At 71.3% G+C, this 18,906-nt stretch carries 15 protein-coding genes; 12 read left to right on the top strand and 3 right to left on the bottom strand.

Annotation, left to right across the window (positions count from 1 at the left end; genetic code table 11):
- The first annotated feature begins 129 nt into the window (after positions 1-129).
- On the top strand, positions 130-1,671 hold the full coding sequence (gene miaB, locus NV348_RS04160) for a tRNA (N6-isopentenyl adenosine(37)-C2)-methylthiotransferase MiaB (protein WP_447145786.1): 1,542 nt from the start codon (positions 130-132) through the stop codon (positions 1,669-1,671).
- Positions 1,672-1,808: 137 nt separating this feature from the next.
- A complete protein-coding gene (locus tag NV348_RS04155) occupies positions 1,809-2,384 on the top strand; it encodes an Rv2732c family membrane protein (protein WP_447145785.1) in 576 nt (191 codons plus the stop codon).
- 98 nt (positions 2,385-2,482) lie between these two features.
- Here the strand turns inward: NV348_RS04155 and NV348_RS04150 are convergent, their stop codons facing one another.
- On the bottom strand, positions 2,483-3,862 hold the full coding sequence (locus tag NV348_RS04150) for a DUF349 domain-containing protein (protein WP_447145784.1): 1,380 nt from the start codon (positions 3,860-3,862) through the stop codon (positions 2,483-2,485).
- A 263-nt stretch (positions 3,863-4,125) separates the two neighbouring features.
- Here NV348_RS04150 and NV348_RS04145 point away from each other — a divergent pair, with 263 nt between their 5' ends.
- The 7 genes from NV348_RS04145 (at position 4,126) to NV348_RS04115 (ending at position 11,038) form a co-directional block, all read left to right on the top strand.
- Positions 4,126-4,899 (top strand): class III extradiol ring-cleavage dioxygenase family protein, encoded by a 774-nt coding sequence (locus NV348_RS04145; RefSeq protein WP_447145783.1) that lies wholly within the window; start codon positions 4,126-4,128, stop codon positions 4,897-4,899.
- Entirely contained in the window at positions 4,896-5,843 is a 948-nt protein-coding gene (gene miaA, locus NV348_RS04140; protein WP_447145782.1) for a tRNA (adenosine(37)-N6)-dimethylallyltransferase MiaA, read from the top strand. Before NV348_RS04145 ends, miaA begins: the two co-directional genes overlap by 4 nt.
- Positions 5,840-6,676 (top strand): TrmH family RNA methyltransferase, encoded by an 837-nt coding sequence (locus NV348_RS04135; RefSeq protein WP_447145781.1) that lies wholly within the window; start codon positions 5,840-5,842, stop codon positions 6,674-6,676. Before miaA ends, NV348_RS04135 begins: the two co-directional genes overlap by 4 nt.
- 44 nt (positions 6,677-6,720) lie before the next feature.
- Positions 6,721-7,602: a diaminopimelate epimerase gene (gene dapF / locus NV348_RS04130; RefSeq protein WP_447150926.1), complete on the top strand. Its 882-nt coding sequence runs from the start codon at positions 6,721-6,723 to the stop codon at positions 7,600-7,602.
- Positions 7,603-7,773: 171 nt separating this feature from the next.
- On the top strand, positions 7,774-9,204 hold the full coding sequence (hflX, locus tag NV348_RS04125) for a GTPase HflX (RefSeq protein ID WP_447150925.1): 1,431 nt from the start codon (positions 7,774-7,776) through the stop codon (positions 9,202-9,204).
- Positions 9,205-9,331: 127 nt separating this feature from the next.
- Positions 9,332-10,204, top strand: coding sequence for a lysophospholipid acyltransferase family protein (locus NV348_RS04120; RefSeq protein WP_447145780.1), 873 nt, complete (start codon positions 9,332-9,334; stop codon positions 10,202-10,204).
- Between the two features lie 90 nt (positions 10,205-10,294).
- A complete protein-coding gene (locus tag NV348_RS04115) occupies positions 10,295-11,038 on the top strand; it encodes a pirin family protein (protein WP_447145779.1) in 744 nt (247 codons plus the stop codon).
- A gap of 19 nt (positions 11,039-11,057) precedes the next feature.
- Here NV348_RS04115 and lexA read toward each other — a convergent pair whose 3' ends face one another.
- Positions 11,058-11,690 (bottom strand): transcriptional repressor LexA, encoded by a 633-nt coding sequence (gene lexA, locus NV348_RS04110; RefSeq protein ID WP_447145778.1) that lies wholly within the window; start codon positions 11,688-11,690, stop codon positions 11,058-11,060.
- 305 nt (positions 11,691-11,995) lie between these two features.
- Here lexA and NV348_RS04105 point away from each other — a divergent pair, with 305 nt between their 5' ends.
- From NV348_RS04105 to nrdR, 3 genes are all read left to right on the top strand, one after another.
- Positions 11,996-12,643: a hypothetical protein gene (locus tag NV348_RS04105; RefSeq protein WP_447145777.1), complete on the top strand. Its 648-nt coding sequence runs from the start codon at positions 11,996-11,998 to the stop codon at positions 12,641-12,643.
- A 150-nt stretch (positions 12,644-12,793) separates the two neighbouring features.
- Entirely contained in the window at positions 12,794-14,014 is a 1,221-nt protein-coding gene (locus NV348_RS04100; RefSeq protein WP_447145776.1) for a hypothetical protein, read from the top strand.
- A gap of 54 nt (positions 14,015-14,068) precedes the next feature.
- Complete coding sequence (gene nrdR / locus NV348_RS04095; RefSeq protein ID WP_447145775.1) at positions 14,069-14,542, top strand: transcriptional regulator NrdR; 474 nt, start codon at positions 14,069-14,071, stop codon at positions 14,540-14,542.
- A 7-nt stretch (positions 14,543-14,549) separates the two neighbouring features.
- On the opposite strand, the gene hrpA is transcribed toward nrdR, so the two are convergent.
- Positions 14,550-18,770, bottom strand: a complete 4,221-nt coding sequence (gene hrpA / locus NV348_RS04090) for an ATP-dependent RNA helicase HrpA (RefSeq protein WP_447145774.1) — start codon at positions 18,768-18,770, stop codon at positions 14,550-14,552.
- Positions 18,771-18,906 lie beyond the last annotated feature (136 nt).

Raw genomic sequence — 18,906 nt, 5'->3', positions numbered from 1 at the left:
ATTTGCCCGGCTTTCCGTGACTCGCCGCTACGGCACGCCGAAACGACACCGGCCGGTAACCTGCCGGTACCACGGGCGACTCCCGGACGCGACGCAGACCACATCGGGTGCGGCCCGTACCCTGGACGGGTGGATTCGAACGGACAGAACGCGACGGAGCGCGCGCAGACGCAGGCGCGCAGTTACGAGGTCCGCACCTTCGGCTGCCAGATGAACGTACACGACTCCGAACGCTTGTCCGGCCTGCTCGAAGACGCGGGCTATGTGAAGGCCGCACCGTCGGACACCCCCGACCTGGTGGTGTTCAACACCTGCGCGGTGCGCGAGAACGCCGACAACAAGCTCTACGGCACCCTCGGCCACCTGGCGCCGGTGAAGCAGGGCAGGCCCGGCATGCAGATCGCCGTCGGCGGCTGCCTGGCGCAGAAGGACCGCGAGACCGTCGTGCGCAAGGCGCCGTGGGTCGACGTGGTCTTCGGCACGCACAACATCGGCTCGCTGCCGGTGCTGCTCGAGCGGGCCCGGCACAACGAGGAAGCCCAGGTCGAGATCCTCGAATCGCTCGAGGCGTTCCCCTCGACGCTGCCCGCCAAGCGGGAATCGGCCTATGCCGGCTGGGTGTCGATCTCGGTGGGCTGCAACAACACCTGCACCTTCTGCATCGTGCCCGCGCTGCGTGGCAAGGAAGTCGACCGCCGCCCCGGTGACGTGCTCGCCGAAGTGCAGGCGCTGGTCGACCAGGGCGTGCTCGAGGTGACGCTGCTCGGCCAGAACGTCAACTCCTACGGCGTGAACTTCGTCGACCCGGAACAGCCGCGCGATCGCGGGGCCTTCGCCCAGCTGCTGCGCGCGACCGGGCAGATCGAGGGCCTCGAGCGGGTGCGCTTCACCTCCCCACACCCGGCCGAGTTCACCGACGACGTCATCGAGGCGATGGCGCAGACCCCGACCGTCTGCCCGCAGCTGCACATGCCGCTGCAGTCCGGGTCGGACCGGGTGCTCAAGGCGATGCGCCGCTCCTACCGCAAGGAACGCTTCCTCGGCATCATCGACAAGGTGCGCGCCGCGATGCCGCACGCCTCGATCACCACCGACATCATCGTCGGCTTCCCCGGCGAGACCGAGGAGGACTTCCAGGAGACCCTGGACGTGGTCCGCCGGGCGCGGTTCACCAGCGCCTACACCTTCCAGTACTCCAAGCGGCCGGGAACACCCGCCGCCGAACTGCCCGACCAGCTGCCCAAGGCCGTCGTGCAGGAGCGCTACGACCGGCTGATCGCGCTGCAGGAGCAGGTCTCGCTGGAGGAGAACCAGGCGCTGATCGGCGCCGAGGTGGAACTGCTCGTCGCCGACGGCGCGGGCAAGAAGAACGCCGCCACCGCCCGGCTGAGCGGCCGCGCGCGCGACGGCAGGCTGGTGCACTTCCGGCCCGGCACCGACGCGGTGATCCGGCCGGGCGACATCGTCGTCGTCGACATCACCGAGGCCGCGCCGCACCACCTGATCGCCGACGGCGCGGTGAAGTCGCACCGGCGCACCAGGGCGGGCGACGCGCACGAGCGCGGCGTGACGCCGAAGACCGAACCGATCGGCGTCGGCCTCGGGCTGCCGCGGATCGGCGCGCCCGCGGTCGAGCCGGTCGCCGGCGGCTGCTCGACCGGCTGCTCATGATCTCCACGCCGGAGGAACCCGAACCTACTACCGGTCGTAGTGGGTCGGGTGCCGGCGGCGCGGACGGTGATGGCACAGTAGAGCCCGGCACGCACGAGACCAGCAACGATCAGCCTGCGGACAGGAGCGACAACGCGGTGAACCGGGTGGACGACAAGGAATTCGAACAGTTCCGCGGCGAACTCGACGCGGTGGAACGCCGCATCGCCGGTGAGATCGATCCCGGCGCGCGGGCGCTGGTCGTGGCGGGCGCGGTCTTCGCGCTGCTGATCTCGCTGGTCCTGCCGACCGCGGGTACCGCGCGCGGGTTCGACGTGCTGCTCAACACCGATGCCGCCGGCGTCGAGCACATCGGCCTGCCCTCGCGGATCTTCGTCTGGCTGGTCATCGTCTTCGGTGTCGGCTTGTCGCTGCTCGCGCTGACCACCCGCCGCTGGGTGCTGGCCTGGCTGGCCTGTGCCGGTTCGGCGGTCGGCAGCGTGTTCGGCGTGCTGTCGATCTGGCACCGGCAGACTCCCGGCCTGGGCAACTACGAGGGCGCCGGCCCCGGCATCGGCCTGATCCTGGGCACGATCGCGATCATGGTGCTCACCTTCCACTGGATTCGCGTCGTCTGGAGCCGCACCGCCGTGCAGCTCGCCGCCGAGGAGCAGCGCCGCACCGCCGCGCGCGAGGCCGAGGAGCGCGACCGCAAGCGCCTGACCGGCGAATAGACTCAACCGCCTCCCCGCGATTCTTGCCGGTCGTGGGGAGGCGGTTCGGTCGATCTCCGGTGAGTTACCGATGTCCTCGCCGGATCAGGTGGCCACGTCTACCGGTTGCTGACCGCGCCTTCGGCGGCCTCGGCCCACTCGCGCCACTGCTTGGCCTGCTCCAGCGCCTTCTCCGCGTCGCGCTTCTTGCCCGCCGCGGTGGCCTTGGCGGCCTGCTCCTCGAACTGGGCGACCCGCTCGCGGAACTGCGCGGCGCGCGCCACGGCCTCCGGATCGGTGCGGCGCCACTGCTGGTCGGCGGCGTCGCGCACGCGCTTCTCGATGGCGCGCAGCTTGCCTTCCAGCTCCTGCATGCGCTCGCGTGGCACCTTGCCGATGGCGTCCCACTTGTCCTGCAGTTCGCGCAGCGCGTTGCGGGCGGCGTCGAGCCCGGTGGCCGGGTCGATGTGCTCGTAGGCGCGCAGCAGTTCCTGCTTGGCGGTGGCGTTGTGCTCGAACTCGGCGTCGCGCTCGGACACGGCCGCGTTGCGGGCGGCGAAGAACACGTCCTGGGCGCTCTTGAACCGCCGCCACAGCGCCTCGTCTGCCTCGCGCGGGGCGCGGCCCGCCGCCTTCCACTCGGTGAGCAGATCGCGGAACACCGCGGCCGTGCCGGTCCAGTCGGTGGAGCCGGAGAGTTCCTCGGCGCGCACGCACAGCTCTTCCTTGCGCGTCTTGGCTGTGGCGCGTTCGCGGTCGAGCTCGGCGAAGTGCGCGCCGCGCCTGCGGTTGAACGCCTCGCGGGCCTTGGAGTAGCGCTTCCACAGGGCGTCGTCGACCTTGCGGTCGACCCCGCGGATGGACTTCCACTCGTCGAGGATCTCGCGCAGCCGGTCACCGGCGTGCTTCCACTGGGTGGACTCGGCGGCGATCTGCTCGGCCTCGGCGGCGAGGGCTTCCTTGCGCTCGGTGTGCTCGTGCCGGGCGCGCTCCTTCTCCTCCTTGGCGTGCGCGGCGGCTTCCTCGGAGTGCTCGGTGATCGCCTGCAGGCGCACGGCCAGGCCGTCGATATCACCGATGACGGCCGCGGTCGGCAGCGTCTCGGCGATCGCGAGGGCGGCGGCCTTGGTCTTGCGGGCATCGGCGCCCGCGGCCAGCCTGGCCTCGAGCAGCGCGACCTCGGTCGCCAGGTCGTCGAAGCGGCGGCCGAAGTGCTCGAGCCCCTCGGCGGCATCGCCCGCCTGCCAGGACCCGATGACCCGCTCGCCGTCGGCGGTCTTGACCCAGGCGGTGCCGTCCTCGTCGACGCGGCCCCACTTGCTGGGGTCGGTGACCGTCGGCACGACGACCGCGTGCGGATGCGGTTGGTCGGGGCCCGGCGCCGGTTTCACGGCGTGTGGCTTCGGCGGACGCGGAGACTTTCCGCCGGGCTTGGGGGTACCGGACGGTCGCGGGCCCGGACCGGGGGTGGGCTTCGCGGTTCCGTTGCTGTCGGTCATTGCTCTCCGTCCCTGCCGCGCGTCACGGCTGCCTGGTTACGCCCTAGCACATCCCATTGAACCCGGTCGGAGCCGAGGAAACCATCGATCCGAGCGATCGGATGCCGGATTTCCTGGGATTTCGTCCCGGACGACGTGGGTAGTCGCACCTGAAAACACTAGCAATCTCGGTGGGCATCACCGCGCCGGACACTCGCAGACGACTCCCCGGTCGCGGTGCGGCGGGTGCGGCCCCCTCCGCGCGGTACGGCTACGGTTACCGCGTGTTCTCGATAGCGGCCCTGGTCCCGTCGCCGCCGATGCTGGTGCCCGAACTGTGCGGGCGTCTCGTGGCAGCGGGCAGCGATCCCGACGACCCGACCGCGGTGCTGCGCGCCGCCGCCCTCGACGCCGCGGCCGCGCTCGCCGCGTCGGCCGACCGCTGGACGGTCCTCGGCGTCGGCGCGCGCGACCAGAACTTCGCCGCCACGACCAGAGGGACGTTCCGTGGTTTCGGCGCCGACGTCGTCGTCGGGCTCGGCCCGGCGGGCCGGGATCCGGGCCCAGCAGACCCCCAGCTTCCGCTGCCGGTGCTGGTCGCCGGGTGGTTGCGCGAGCAGGTCGCGCCCGGCATCTCGGTGACGGCGCGGCTGCTGGCCGCCGGCACCACGCCGGCGGACTGCGCGCGCGTCGGCGCCAGGCTGCGCGCCGAGCTCGACGCCGACCCCGCCCCGCACGCGGTGCTCGTCGTCGCCGACGGCGCGGCGACACTGACGGTTTCGGCACCCGGGTATCTGGACGAGCGCGCGGCCCCGGTGCAGGACGCGCTCGACGCCGCGCTGCGCGCCGGTTCCCGGGCCGGCCTGGCGGTGCTCGACCCCGCGCTGTGCGCCCAGCTGCTCCTCGACGGTCGCGCCGCCTACCAGGTACTCGGCGGGCTGTTCGCCGCCGATCCGGCCGATCCGCGGGTGCGTACCCTCTATCAGGGCGCACCCTATGGTGTCGGCTACGACGTGAGCGTGTGGGAACCCGGTGGACAGGAAGGTAGCGACGAGTGACGAGCTGGCCCGGGCGCCCCATCGCGGTCGTCGGCCCCACCGCCACCGGCAAGTCCGATCTCGCGCTCGACCTGGCCGAACGACTCGACGGCGAGATCGTCAACATCGACGCGATGCAGCTCTACCGCGGGATGGACGTCGGCACCGCGAAACTGCCGCCCGATCAGCGCCGCGGGATCCCGCACCATCTGCTCGACGTCCTCGACGTCACCGAGACCGCGACGGTCGCCGCCTATCAGCGCGACGCGAGCGCGATCGTCGAGGACATCATGGCGCGCGGGCGCACACCGGTCATCGTCGGCGGCTCGATGATGTACGTGCAGGCGCTGCTGGACCAGTGGGACTTCCCGGCCACCGACCCGGCGGTCCGCGCGCGGTGGGAGGCGCTGCTCGCCGAAGGCGGTGTGGTCGCCGTGCACGCCGCGCTGCGTGCGGCCGATCCGGTCGCGGCCGCCACCATCCTGCCCACCGACGGCAGGCGGATGGTGCGCGCGCTCGAGGTCGTCGAGCTGACCGGGCAGCCGTTCGCGGCCTCGGCGCCGACGATCGGCGTCCCACGCTGGGACACCGCCATCCTCGGCGTCGACCGCGAGACCGCCCTCCTGGACGCCCGGATCGAGACCCGGACCGCGCTCATGTTCGACACCGGTCTGGTCGAGGAGGTGCGCGGTCTGCTCGAGCTCGGCCTGCGCGAGGGCCAGACCGCCCGCCGCGCGATCGGCTACGCCCAGGTGCTGGCCCATCTCGACGGTGAGTACGACCTCGCCCACGCCCGCGAGCGCACCCTGATCGGCACCCGCCGGTATGTGCGCAGACAGCGGTCGTGGTTCCGCCGCGATCCCAGGGTGGCCTGGGTCGACGGCGCCGACCCCGAGCTCGCCGCGACCGCGACGACCCTGCTCTCCACGCACCGAACCGACCCGACAGGACGGACAGCGCAGTGACGCGACGAGTGAGTACCCGCAACGCCTCGGTGCAGGTGTGGCAGGCCTACCTCAACAACCGGACGAAACGTCATCGTGACGGCCGGTTCCTCGTGCAGGGCGTGCGTCCGATCACCCAGGCACTGGCCAACGACTGGCCGCTGGAGACGCTGCTCTACCGGCTGGGCAGCCCCGAGCTGTCCAGCTGGGCGCGCGAGGTGCTCGACACCGCCGACGTGCCGCAGGTCGGGCTGGTGCCCGAGCTGATGGCCGAGCTGGGCGAGAAGGCGGCGAGCGTGCCGGAGATCGTCGCGGTCGCGGTGTCGCGGCAGCCGGACCTGGCCGACTACGCGCCGGGCGAACCGGGGGAGGACGCGCCGGTCGTCGTGGTGTTCGACCGCCCGAACTCGCCGGGCAACCTGGGCACCCTGATCCGCTCGGCGGACGCCTTCGGCGCCTCGGGCGTGATCGTCACCGGCCACGGCGCCGACCAGTTCGACCCGCAGTCGGTGCGCGCGTCCACCGGCTCGCTGTTCGCGGTCCCGGTGCTGCGTGCGGCCGGCCCCGCACAGGTGCTCGAATTCCGCGACCGCCAGGTGGCCCGCGGCATTCCCACCCGCATCGTCGGCACCGACGAGGACGCGCCTAGCACCATCTACGACTACGACTTCACCGAGGCCACGATCCTGGTGGTCGGCAACGAGACCACCGGGATGAGCTCGGCCTGGGCCGAGGCGTGCGACGACCTGGTGACCATCCCGATGGGCGGCACCGCCAGCTCGCTGGGCGCGCCGTCGGCGGGCGCGATCAGCCTCTACGAGATCGCCCGCCAGCGGCGCACCTTCGCCCGGTAACGCGGCACCCGGCGGCGCAGAGGAGAATGACGAACGTGTCCGACATCGAATTCAGCAAAGGCCACGGCACCCAGAACGACTTCGTGGTGCTGCCCGATCCGCAGGTGCGGCTCGACCTGACCGCCGACCGGATCGCCGCGCTGTGCGATCGGCAGCGCGGCCTGGGCGCCGACGGCGTGCTGCGGGTGGCGAAGGCGGGCGCGCTCGTCGAAGCCGGTGTGCTCACCGCGCTGCCCGAGGGTGTCGGTGCCGAGGACTGGTTCATGGACTACCGCAACGCCGACGGCTCGATCGCCGAGATGTGCGGCAACGGTGTGCGGGTGTTCGCGCACTACCTCGCCGCGTCCGGGCTGGAATCGCGCACGGAGTTCGTCGTCGGCAGCCGTGCGGGCGCCCGGCCCGTCGTGGTGCACGCGGCCGGACCGGTCGACGGCGAGGTCACCGTCGACATGGGGGTGGTCCGCGAACTCGGGCCCTCCACCGCGACGCTGGGCGGCTGGGCGCTGCCGGGTATCGGCATCGATGTCGGCAATCCGCACCTGGCCTGCGTCGACCCCGGGCTCACCGCGGACGCGCTGGCCAAGCTGGATCTGGCCGTCTCGCCCGGCTTCGATCCCGATCTGTTCCCGCACGGGGTCAATGTCGAGATCCTCACCGCGCTCGGCCCCGACAACGCCGTCGACATGCGCGTCTACGAACGCGGCGTCGGCGAGACCCGGTCCTGTGGAACGGGCACCGTGGCCGCGGCGGCCGCCGCGCTGACCGCCGCCGGTGTCTCGGTGGGTACCGGATCCGGCGAGGTGACCGTGCGGGTACCCGGCGGTCAGGTGCGGGTCACCGTCGACCACGGCCGAGCTCGGCTGCGCGGACCGTCGGTGCTGGTGGCCACCGGCACGCTGTCGCGGGACTGGTGGGACGCGCAGTAGCGCGATAACCGGATGCGCGCTGTCACCGTGACGTGGCAGCATAGAGGGCGTATGACGAAACCAGAAACCCCCACAGACAACCACTCGGCCCAGCACACCACCGCGGCCGAGCCCGACGTGGCCGCCGATCGCGGTGACGTCGACGACGCGCTGGCCCGCCACGCGGCCCGCATGCGGCAGCCCGGCTGGTCCCCCGAACCCACCGTCGGCGAGATGCAGCTCGACGAGCGCTCCTCGCTGCGCCGGGTGGCCGGACTGTCCACCGAGCTCACCGACATCACCGAGGTCGAATACCGGCAGCTGCGCCTGGAACGGGTCGTGCTGGTCGGTGTGTGGACCACCGGCAGCTCCGCCCAGGCCGAGGCGAGCATGGTCGAGCTGGCCGCGCTCGCCGAGACCGCGGGCTCGGAGGTCCTCGAGGGCCTGATCCAGCGCCGCGACAAGCCCGACCCGGCCACCTACATCGGCTCCGGCAAGGCCGAGGAACTGCGCACCGTGGTCCTCGAGACCGGCGCCGACACCGTGATCTGCGACGGTGAGCTGACCCCGGCGCAGCTGACCGCGCTGGAGAAGGTCGTCAAGGTGAAGGTCATCGACCGCACCGCGCTGATCCTCGACATCTTCGCCCAGCACGCCACCTCCCGCGAGGGCAAGGCCCAGGTCGCGCTGGCGCAGATGGAATACATGCTGCCCCGCCTGCGCGGCTGGGGTGAGTCGATGTCGCGGCAGGCCGGTGGCCGCGCGGGCAGCAACGGCGGTGTGGGTCTGCGTGGTCCCGGTGAGACCAAGATCGAGACCGACCGTCGCCGCATCCGCGAGCGGATGGCCAAGCTGCGCCGCGAGATCCGGGAGATGAAGACCGCCCGCGACACCATGCGCGCGCGCCGCGCAGGCAGCGGCGTGCCCTCGATCGCCATCGTCGGCTACACCAACGCGGGCAAGTCGAGCCTGATGAACGCGCTGACCGGCGCGGGCCTGCTGGTGCAGGACGCGCTGTTCGCCACCCTCGATCCGACCACCCGCCGGGCCGCGCTCGACGACGGCCGCGAGATGGTGTTCACCGACACCGTCGGCTTCGTCCGGCACCTGCCCACCCAGCTGGTCGAGGCGTTCCGTTCGACGCTGGAGGAGGTCACCGGCGCCGACCTGCTGCTGCACGTCGTCGACGGTTCCGATCCGCTGCCGCTCGAGCAGATCAAGGCGGTCCGCGAGGTGATCACCGACGTGATCAAGGAGCAGGGCACCGCCGCCCCGCCGGAACTGCTGGTGGTCAACAAGATCGACGCGGCCGATCCCAACGAGCTCACCCGGCTGCGCGGGATGCTGCCCGACGCGGCGTTCGTCTCGGCGCAGACCGGCGCCGGGGTGGAGGAGCTGCGGGAGCGGCTCTCGGAGGTGCTCGGTGGCCTCGATGTCGACATCAGTGTGCTGCTGCCCTACAGCCGCGGCGATCTGCTGGCGCGCATCCACGCCGACGGCCGGATCGTCACCGCCGAGCACGAGGAAGGCGGCACCAGGGTCCGCGCGCGGGTACCGCACGCGCTGGCCGCCGCGCTGTCGGAATTCGCCCATTCGGGCCCGGCCGAGGCTGTGCCGAACTGATCCGACCAGCCGGGTTTGCCGCGGGATAGCGGCCAACGTCGATGCGACACAGTAATTTTCGGGCGTTATGGTCGATTGTCGACAGCAGGAGGGTGTTATGTCGAATGACCAGCGGGGTCCAGGAATAGTGAACGAGAACAGGGCGGGATCGGTCGAGCAGGGCGACCGGATCCTCTCCGACAACGCGCCGTTGAATCCGACGCCGAGCGAGTGGGAGATCCGCGCGTTCGAGGCGGTGTTCGCGCCGGTGCGCGCGTGGGCCAGTCCGCGGTTCTACGGGCTGGAGAACATCCCGTCCGAGGGGCCGGTGCTGATCGTGGCCAACCACAATCTGCTCGGCGGGATCGACGCGCCGCTGCTGATGCCGGAGATCCTGCGGCAGCGCGGGCGATTGGTGCGCGGCCTGGCCGAGCACGTGCTGATGGTGCCCGGCGTGCGGGAGATCCTGCATCGCTTCGGCGCCGTGCGCGGCACCCGCGGCAACTGCCTGGCGCTGCTGGAGCGGGGGGAGGCCGTGGTCGTGTTCCCCGGCGGCGGCCGGGAGGCGATCCGCCGCAAGGGCGAGAAGTACGCGCTCAAGTGGGAGGGCCGGACCGGCTTCGCGCGGATGGCGATCCAGGCGGGGGTGCCGATCGTGCCGATGGCGATGATCGGTGTCGACGACGCGTTCGACATCGTCTTCGACGGCCAGCACCCGGTGATGCGCCCGCTGCGCTGGACGTGCAGCCTGCTCGGCATCAACCCCGAGCTGAACCCGCCGATGGTCAAGGGCATCGGCCCGACGCCGCTGCCGCGACCGGAGCGGTTCTACTTCTCGGCGGGCGCGCCGATCGACCCGGCGCCCTGGCTCGGGGCCGACGATCTCGACGCCGCGGCCATCGATTTGCGCGATGTCGTGCGCAAGGGGCTCGAGGAAGAACTCCAGTTCCTGTTCAACGAGCGCGATCGCGATTCCGGTCGCACCCTGATCGGCCGCCTGCGCGGCGCCCTGCCCTTCTGAACCTCGCCGGTCGGCGTCGTGGAATGCCCGCGGCGCCGACCGCGTTACCCGCTATACGGACCCTAGTCCGGATGGTGGAAGGTGACGACGATGGCGACAGCGCAGGTTCAGGTGGTTCCGGGTGCGCAGCGCGCGCACTGGTGGAACGCCTGGCTCGACTCCCGGCAGTCCTTCCCGGTGACGGGCAACTTCGTGCTCGAGGACAACGCGCACGGGCTGCTGCTGGTGCACAACGAGGACACCGTCGGCCCTGGTGAAGGCTTCGACACCCATCAGCACCGCGACACCGAGATCCTCACCTGGGTCCTGGCGGGCACCGTCGTGCACCAGGATTCCGCCGGGAATTCGGGCGTGATCCACCCGGGCCTGGCGCAGCGGATGAGCGCGGGCACCGGCATCCGGCATTCCGAACGCAACGGCGCCGGCTACCGGGAACGCGAGCGCCTGCACGTCGTGCAGATGTGGATCCCGCCGGATACCCCTGGCGTCACACCGAGCTACCAGGAACTCGACATCGAGGACGAGCTGCGCCGCAACACCCTGCTGCCCGTCGCCTCCGGTATGCCACGCCACCGCGCCGACGCCGCGATCGGCATCGGCAACCGGCATGCCACCTTCCATGTGGCGCGCCTGGACCCGGGTCACTCGATCACCGTGCCGGACGCGCCCTACGGTCACGTCTTCGTCGCACGCGGCTCGGTCGACTACGAGGACCACGGCGCACTGGACCAGGGCGACGCAGTCCGCCTGACCGCCGCGGGCGGCCACCGCGTCACCGCGCTGACCGCCGCCGAACTGCTGATCTGGGAGATGGACGCCGCCGTGCGCGCCTGAGTGCGAGCCCGGCCGGCGCTCAGATCTTGCGGATGACGGTGACGACCTTGCCGAGAATTTGCGCGTCGTTGCCCGGAATCGGTTCGAAGTGCGGGTTGTGCGGCATCAACCACACGTCCTTGCCGGTGCGCTTGAACGTCTTCACCGTCGCCTCGCCGTCGATCATGGCGGCGACGATGTCGCCACCCTCGGCGACGTTCTGCTGCCGGACCACGACCCAGTCGCCGTCGCAGATGGCCGCGTCGACCATGGACTGGCCGACGACCTTGAGCAGGAACAGGGAGCCGTCACCGACGAGCTCGCGGGGGAGCGGGAAGACGTCCTCCACGGCCTGCTCGGCCAGGATCGGCCCACCGGCGGCGATCCGGCCCAGAACCGGAACGAAGGTCGGCGTCGGTCTGCTCGCGTCGGCCTCGTCGGCGGGCAGCGTCGTCACCGAGCGAACCGCCTCGTCGAGGCCGCGAACGTTCACCGCGCGCGGACGATTCGGGTCGCGGCGCAGATACCCCTTGCGCTCGAGCGCGCGCAGCTGATGCGCCACCGAGGAGGTGGAGGTGAGCCCGACCGCGTCACCGATCTCGCGGATGCTGGGCGGATAGCCGCGCTCGGTCACCGAGGTGCGGATGACGTCGAGGACCGTGCGTTGACGCACGGTGAGATCCGCACCGGATCCCGATGTGACGGTGCCGGTAGCGCTTTCGTCACCCGTGTCGTCTGTGTGGGTCACCGTGTCCCGCCCTTCCGCTGGTCGATTTCGCCTTTTCGAGGCTAGTCGTGCCACGCCGAAGTATCAAACATCTGTTCGAGCATGTCGGGCGTTTCGTGCTGACATCGCCTCCGCGGCGTGGTAGAAATCGAACATCAGTTCGTCGCACAGGTGTTCGAACAATGTGTGACACAGGGGCTTCACCAGCACTTCCTTCAGCAGCGGAGCACACCACCCCGGAGGTTCTTCCGATGAGCACAGCGACCAGCGCCCTGCGTTCCCTCGACCACGCCGCCTATCCCGAGCCGATCGTCCGCCGTCGCCGCGACGCCCGTGCGCGACGGCCGTTCTCGCTCGTGCGCGGCGTCGGTGCCGGCTCACTCGTCCGCCGTCCCGCGCCGGTGCCGCCGCCGGTGGCGGCGCGTCCCGAGGTCTCGCGCGGGCCCGCCTCGGAAGTGTTCGCCGCCTACGGGACCAACGGTCTGGCTGTCGCGCGCTCCGTGCTGGCCGCGGCGTCGGAGCGGCCCGCCGATGCCGAGCTCGACCTGGCTTTCGCCACGGTGCCGCAGACGGATTCGCCGCGTCGTACGCGCGAGCCCGCTCGGTCCGAGCGTGGGCCGCGGCAGGCCGGCCGTCGGACCGAGGCGGCGCTGTATGCCCGGGTTCCCGGCGCCAGGCGCGCCAGGGGAGTGCATCCGGTGCGCCGGGTCGAACAGGCGCAGATCGGTTTCGCCGCGCTGGCGGTGACGGCCTTGGTGACCGCGATCATCGTCGTGGCCTTCCTCGGTCTGGCGCACCTGCGCGCCGGAAGTTTCGGTGATCGGTTCGAGCCCGCGGATCCGGGGATTTCGCAGTCGGTGGACGCGGGGACGGGTGGACTGTCCGGGACAGTTCGCTGAGTCGAAAATGCCTGGCCAGAAATGGTTTTCAGGCAGTTTCGACGGCTCGGGCGATCGGCGGCGTCGTCGAAAGTCGCCCCTGAAGTAGAACGCGTTGCTACGGTGACGAGCATCCTGAACCGAGGCGGGTAGGGGCCTCGGCGTAACCGGATGCGAGGTCATGTGCGCCGCTACTCGATCGTTGTACTGCTCGGTCTGCTCCTCGGCGCGGTGCTGACGCCACCGGCCCACGCGACCCCCACGTACGCCGACTATCTCGATCTCCCCGCGCTCAACGCCGACGGCGAACTCGGCGGCGGTCTGCACCCGGCGCTGCCGCTGACCGAACCACCGCTGCGCGCCGCGCTGGCGGAGGCACGCGCCGACGGGATCGCGCCCGCGCGCTACGCCACTCTGCTGCACCAGTATTGGCTCGTCGTCGCGACCGGCAACGCGGCCATCGATCTGGCCACCTGGGAGCCCTCTCGTGGCGTCGCCGCCAACTCGGTGACCTTCAGCCAGGTCTACGTCAACTACTTCCGTATCGCCGCGGCCCGGCCCGACTTCTACTGGGCGGGCCTGGCCGGCATCGCGGGCGGCTCCTTCGCCTCCGGCTTCTTCGATGTCGGTGACATCGGCGCGGTGCTCTCGGTCGGCGGGATCCACGAACTCGGCACCGCCGTGGCCGAGCTGCTGCGTTCCACCCCGCCCGAACTCGTCGCCGAGGTGCCCGCCGACATCACCGGGCTGGCACTGCACGGTCCGCGCCTGAGCGCCGCCGACCTCGCCTGGTATCAGACCCGGCTGATGATCATGCAGAAGCACATCTTCACCGACCTGGTCCCGCAGCACGAGGTCTACCTGGCCGAGGGGATGGCGGGCATCGACGAGCTGTTCGCGGCGGGCGTGATCGACGACAGCATGCGCACCGCCTGGGCGGGTATCGACGGCGGCACGGCGGCAGGCCGCGCGGACTCGCTGGTCCGGATGACCGACCGTGAACAGAACCACATCGTCGCCGACCAGTGGGACGTCACCGCGGCCGGTCGCGACGGCATGGGCCGGGTCCTCACCTATGTCACCACGGTGGCGGGCAAGCCTGCCGTGCCCGGCGTCCGCGCACCCGGCGTCTATGCCCCGGTGACGGTGCGCGCGGGCGGACTCGGTCTGCGGATGCCGCTGCCCGACTTCAACTGGGCCGACCGCGACACGCGCTGGGCCTACATCACCGCCGACCTGGTGCCACGCCATCTCGACCTCACCGCCGACGCGGCCCGCGCGGTGACGGTGTTCGCCGAACCCTTCCCGGCCAAGCTCACCCGGGGCCGGATGCTTGCCCGGTTACCCGAGTTGATCGCGGACCTGACCACGCAGTGGCAGGTGGTGCAGTAGTGACAGGTATTCTGTCAAGTGCCATGGAGTGCGCCTCGACGAAGGAACCCTCGGATGCATTGCCCGTATTGCCGACACCCTGACTCGCGAGTCGTGGACTCGCGTGAAGTCGAGGAGGGTACGGCGATCCGCCGCCGGCGGTCGTGTCCGTCCTGCGGTCGCCGGTTCACCACCGTCGAGACCGCGATTCTGTCGGTGGTCAAGCGCAGCGGCGTCACCGAGCCGTTCAGTCGCGAGAAGGTGATCGTCGGTGTCCGGCGCGCCTGCCAGGGCCGCGAGGTCGACGACGACGCGCTCAACCTGCTGGCCCAGCAGGTCGAGGACGCGGTGCGCGCCAAGGGCTCTCCCGAGGTGCCCAGCCACGAGGTCGGCCTGGCCATCCTCGGCCCGCTGCGTGATCTGGACGAGGTCGCCTACCTGCGGTTCGCCTCGGTGTACCGATCCTTCACCAGCGCAGCCGATTTCGAGCGCGAGATCACCGAGATGCGCAAGGCGCGCGCGGCGGCCGTCGCCGCGACGACCGACTGACGTCCGATCAGCGCCGGATCGCGCCGATCGCCTTCTCGATCCGCTTGACCGACACCGGGTACGGCGTGCCGAGCTTCTGCGCGAACAGGCTCACCCGCAGTTCCTCGATCATCCACCAGATCTCGGTGACGTCGCGGGCGTGCTTGCGCCCCTCGGACAGGCCGCGTACCAGCTTGTCGTAAGCCGCCAGCATCCGGTCGACCTCGACCATGCCCTGGCGATCGCGCACGGCCGAGCCGGGCAGTGATTCCAGCCGCTGCGCCGCGGCGAGCAGGTAGCGGGGGAGTTCGCGGAGCCTGGCCCGCCCCCATTCGGCGACGAATCCGGGGAAGAGCAGGTCGTCGAGCTGCTGGCGGACATCGTCGGCGATATCGGCCTCGGTGGTGTCGGCCAGTGCCGCACGAGCCTGATGCGCGGCCGAGAGCACCGGCGCCACGGCCCGGATCAGCCCGGTGACCGCGCCCGCCAGTTGCGGCCGAACGGTGGCGACCAGCGCGTCGAACTCCTCGGGCGTCCGCACCGGTCCGCCCGCGGCGGCGATGAGCTCGTCGGCGGCGGCGACCCGGCAGTCCTCGACCAGCTTGTCCAGCGATCCGTCGGGGTTCTGGCTCAGCGCCAGCCGGTCGGCGGCGGGCAGCCCGGCGGTGACGGCCCGGGTGGAGGTCGGGATCGCGGCAAGGAGCAGGGTGCGCACCCCGGCGCGCATGGCGGCGGCCTGCTCGGCCGGGGAGCTGAGCACCCGCACGGCCACGCCCTCGCCCTCGGGGACCAGCGCCGGATATCCGGTGACGGTCTGCCCGGCCACCTCGCGGCGCACCGTCGGCGCCACCGAGCCCAGCGACTCCGAGGTCCACACCGTGGCGGGCGCCCGTTCGGCGCCTGCCGTGGCCCGCGCGACCGACGCCGACACCTGCGCGGCCAGCTGGGTTTTCAGCTGGGCGAGGTTCTTGGACTTGGCGAGCACGGTGCCCCGGCCGTCGACGGCGGCGAAGGTCATCCGGAGATGATCCGGGAGCGCGGTGGGCGAGAGGTCGTCGGCGGTGATGGTGACCGAACCCAGCCGCGAGAGCTCCCTGGCCAGCCCGGTGCGCAACGGCTCGGAGCGGGGGACCAGCTCGCGCAGCGCGGCGGCCGCGAAGTCGGGCGCGGGAACGACCTGGCGGCGCAAGGTCTTCGGCAGGGTCTTGATGAACGCGGCGGCCAGTTCCTCCCGCATACCCGGGACCAGCCAGTCGAAGCCGACCGCACGCACGTGCGCGAGCTGTTCGACCGGGATGCGCACGGTCACGCCGTCGTCGTCCTGGCCGGGCTCGAACTGGTAGGTCAGGGGGAAGCCGAGCTCGCCCTGACGCCAGGCGTCGGGGAAATCGGTCGGATCGAGCGTGGCGGTGCCCGCGTTGACCACGGTCTCGGTCGAGAAGTCGAGCAGGGCGGGATCGGTGCGTTCGGCCTTGCGCCACCAGCTGTCGAAGTGCCGGACCGAGACGATGTCGGCGGGAATGCGCTGGTCGTAGAACTCGAACAGCACCTCGTCGTCGACGAGGATGTCGCGGCGGCGGGCGCGGTGCTCGAGATCGGCGACATCGTCGATCAGGGCGCGGTTGCGCGCGAAGAAGCCGTGCCTGGTCTGCCATTCGCCCTGCACCAGGGCATGCCGGAGGAACAGTTCGCGCGACAGTTCCGGATCGATCCGGCCGTAGTCGACCGGACGGCCGGTGACCAGCGGCACGCCGTAGAGCGTGGCCCGCTCGTAGGCCCGCGCGGCGCCGCGCTTGGACGACCAATGGGGTTCGGAGTAGGTGCGTTTCACCAGATCGCCGGCGAGCCGCTCCGCCCACTCGGGTTCCACCTTGGCCGCGATCCGGCCCCACAGCCGCGAGGTCTCCACCAGCTCGGCCGCCATCACCCAGCGCGGCGGCTTCTTGGCCAGCGAGGACCCGGGGAAGATCATGAACTTCGCGTTGCGCGCGCCGAGGAACTCGCGCGACTCCGCCTCGCGCACACCGATATGCGAGAGCATGCCCGCCAGCAGCGACTGGTGGATCTGCGCGCTCGGCCACGGCATCGCCGCCTCGGCCTCCGCCGCCGCCGAATCCGCCGCTCCGCGACCGCCTTTCGCCGCAGCGGTACCGGCCGCCGAACGCCGCTCCGGCTGCGCCGCGTCCTTACCGCGCCCGCGTCGGGAAGCGCCGCCGTGCTGTCGCGCCGACGACCGCTCGCCCGACCCGGCCTCGGCGGCCGACGGCGGTAACTCGCGGTCGGTGCGTCCTCGACCGCGACGGCCCCGGTTCGGGCCCGCACCGTCCTCGATCGCCGCGTCGGAGGTCTCCCGGAATGCGCCTCCGGCGTTCCAGCCCAGCCCGCGGGTGATGGTGCGCAGCTGGCCGTGCAGGTCCTGCCACTCCCTGATCCGCAGGTAGTGCAGGAACTCCTCGCGGCACATCCGGCGGAACTGGTTGGACGACAGCGACTTGCGCTGCTCGGTCAGGTAGTCCCACAGGCGCAGGTAGGCCAGGAAATCCGAGCCGTCGACGGTGAATCGCGCGTGCTGGGTGTCGGCGGCCTGCTGATGCTCCACCGGCCGCTCGCGCACGTCCTGGATCGACAGCGCCGCCACGATCACCAGTACCTCGTCCAGGCACCCTTTGCGGTGCGCTTCGACGAGCATGCGCGCCATCCGGGGATCGACCGGCAGCTGCGACATCTCCCGGCCGATCGGGGTGAGCGTGAGATGACCGCCCGAATCCGCTGCGCCGTCCACCGCTTTCGCGCTGCCGTGGGCCAGCGCGCCCAGCTCTTCCAGCAGCGCGATGCCGTCGCGGATGGCGCGGCGATCGGGTGCCTCGACGAACGGGAAGCTCTCGATGTCACCCAGGCCCAGCGCCGTCATCTGCAGGATGACCGCGGCGAGGTTGGTGCGCAGGATCTCCGGCTCGGTGAACGCGGGCCGGGACTCGAAATCGTCCTCGGAGTACAGCCGGATACAGATGCCGTCGGCGACCCGGCCACAGCGACCGGAGCGCTGCCGCGCCGAGGCCTGCGAGACCGGTTCGATCGGCAGCCGCTGCACCTTCGTGCGCATCGAATAGCGGGAGATGCGGGCGGTGCCGGGGTCGACCACGTAGCGGATGCCCGGCACGGTCAGCGAGGTCTCGGCGACATTGGTCGCCAGCACCACCCGGCGGCCGGTATGCGGGGCGAACACCTTGTGCTGCTCGGCCGCCGACAGGCGCGCGTAGAGCGGCACGATCTCGGTGCGGGGAAGTTTCAAGTCGCGCAGGGCGTCGGCGGTGTCGCGGATCTCGCGTTCGCCGGACAGGAACACCAGCACGTCGCCGTCGCCCTCGGCGAACAATTCGGTGACCGCGTCGGCGATGGCGTCGGTCGGGTCGCGGTCGACGACCCGGGTGTCCTCGTCGTCGTCCTCGGCGCCGGGCAGCTCCAGCGACAGCGGGCGATAGCGCAGCTCGACCGGATACGACCGGCCCGACACCTCGACGATCGGCGCCGGCGTGCCTTGCGCGTCGGCGAAGTGGCGGGCGAACAGCTCGGGATCGATGGTCGCCGAGGTGATGATCACCTTGAGATCGGGGCGCTGGGGGAGCAGCTGTTTCAGGTATCCGAGCAGGAAGTCGATATTGAGGCTGCGTTCGTGCGCCTCGTCGATGATGATCGTGTCGTAGCGGCGCAGCAGCCGGTCGCGCTGGATCTCGGCGAGCAGGATGCCGTCGGTCATCAGCTTGACCAGCGTGCGGTCGGAGGCCTGGTCGGTGAAGCGGACGGTGTAGCCGATCACGTCACCCAGTTCGGTGCCCAGTTCCTCGGCGATGCGCTCGGCGACCGTGCGCGCGGCGAGCCGGCGCGGCTGGGTGTGGCCGATGGTGCCGCGGACGCCGCGGCCGAGCTCGAGGCAGATCTTCGGGATCTGGGTGGTCTTGCCCGATCCGGTCTCACCGGCCACGATCACGACCTGGTGCGCGGCGATGGCGGCGGCGATGTCGTCGCGGCGCGCGGACACCGGGAGTTGTTCGGGATAGGTGATCCGCGGAACCGCCGCGCGGCGATTCGCCACGCGGGTCTCGGCGGCGGCGATCTCCGCCTCGAGCGCGGGCAGGTTCTCGGGGCGCGACCGGTCGAGCTTGCGCCGGAGCCGGTGTTCGTCGCGCAGCGAGACCTCCGCCAGGCGGGTGCGCAGCGCGCGGGTACCGGTGCTAGCTGTCCTGGTCATTGCGCCTACCAGCCTAGCGAAGGCCGCCACCGGTTTTCCCGTCGCGCCGTCGATGGCCGGTGCGGCGGAGACCAACGACACACCGTCGGCGGGCGTCGTCGGCCCGCGCGTGTCCGGTCCGGTCGCGGTCGATGCG

The sequence above is a fragment of the Nocardia fodinahabitans genome (assembly GCF_052983615.1).
This window is presented reverse-complemented; position numbering and strand designations above follow the sequence as displayed.

Excerpts from the sequence above, each read along its gene's own strand:
- hrpA (WP_447145774.1), bottom strand. The coding sequence starts at position 18,770 with ATGACCAGGACAGCTAGCACCGGTACCCGCGCGCTGCGCACCCGCCTG.
- nrdR (WP_447145775.1), top strand. The coding sequence starts at position 14,069 with ATGCATTGCCCGTATTGCCGACACCCTGACTCGCGAGTCGTGGACTCG.
- NV348_RS04150 (WP_447145784.1), bottom strand. The coding sequence starts at position 3,862 with ATGACCGACAGCAACGGAACCGCGAAGCCCACCCCCGGTCCGGGCCCG.
- hflX (WP_447150925.1), top strand. The coding sequence starts at position 7,774 with ATGCGGCAGCCCGGCTGGTCCCCCGAACCCACCGTCGGCGAGATGCAG.
- NV348_RS04100 (WP_447145776.1), top strand. The coding sequence starts at position 12,794 with ATGCGAGGTCATGTGCGCCGCTACTCGATCGTTGTACTGCTCGGTCTG.
- NV348_RS04115 (WP_447145779.1), top strand. The coding sequence starts at position 10,295 with ATGGCGACAGCGCAGGTTCAGGTGGTTCCGGGTGCGCAGCGCGCGCAC.
- NV348_RS04105 (WP_447145777.1), top strand. The coding sequence starts at position 11,996 with ATGAGCACAGCGACCAGCGCCCTGCGTTCCCTCGACCACGCCGCCTAT.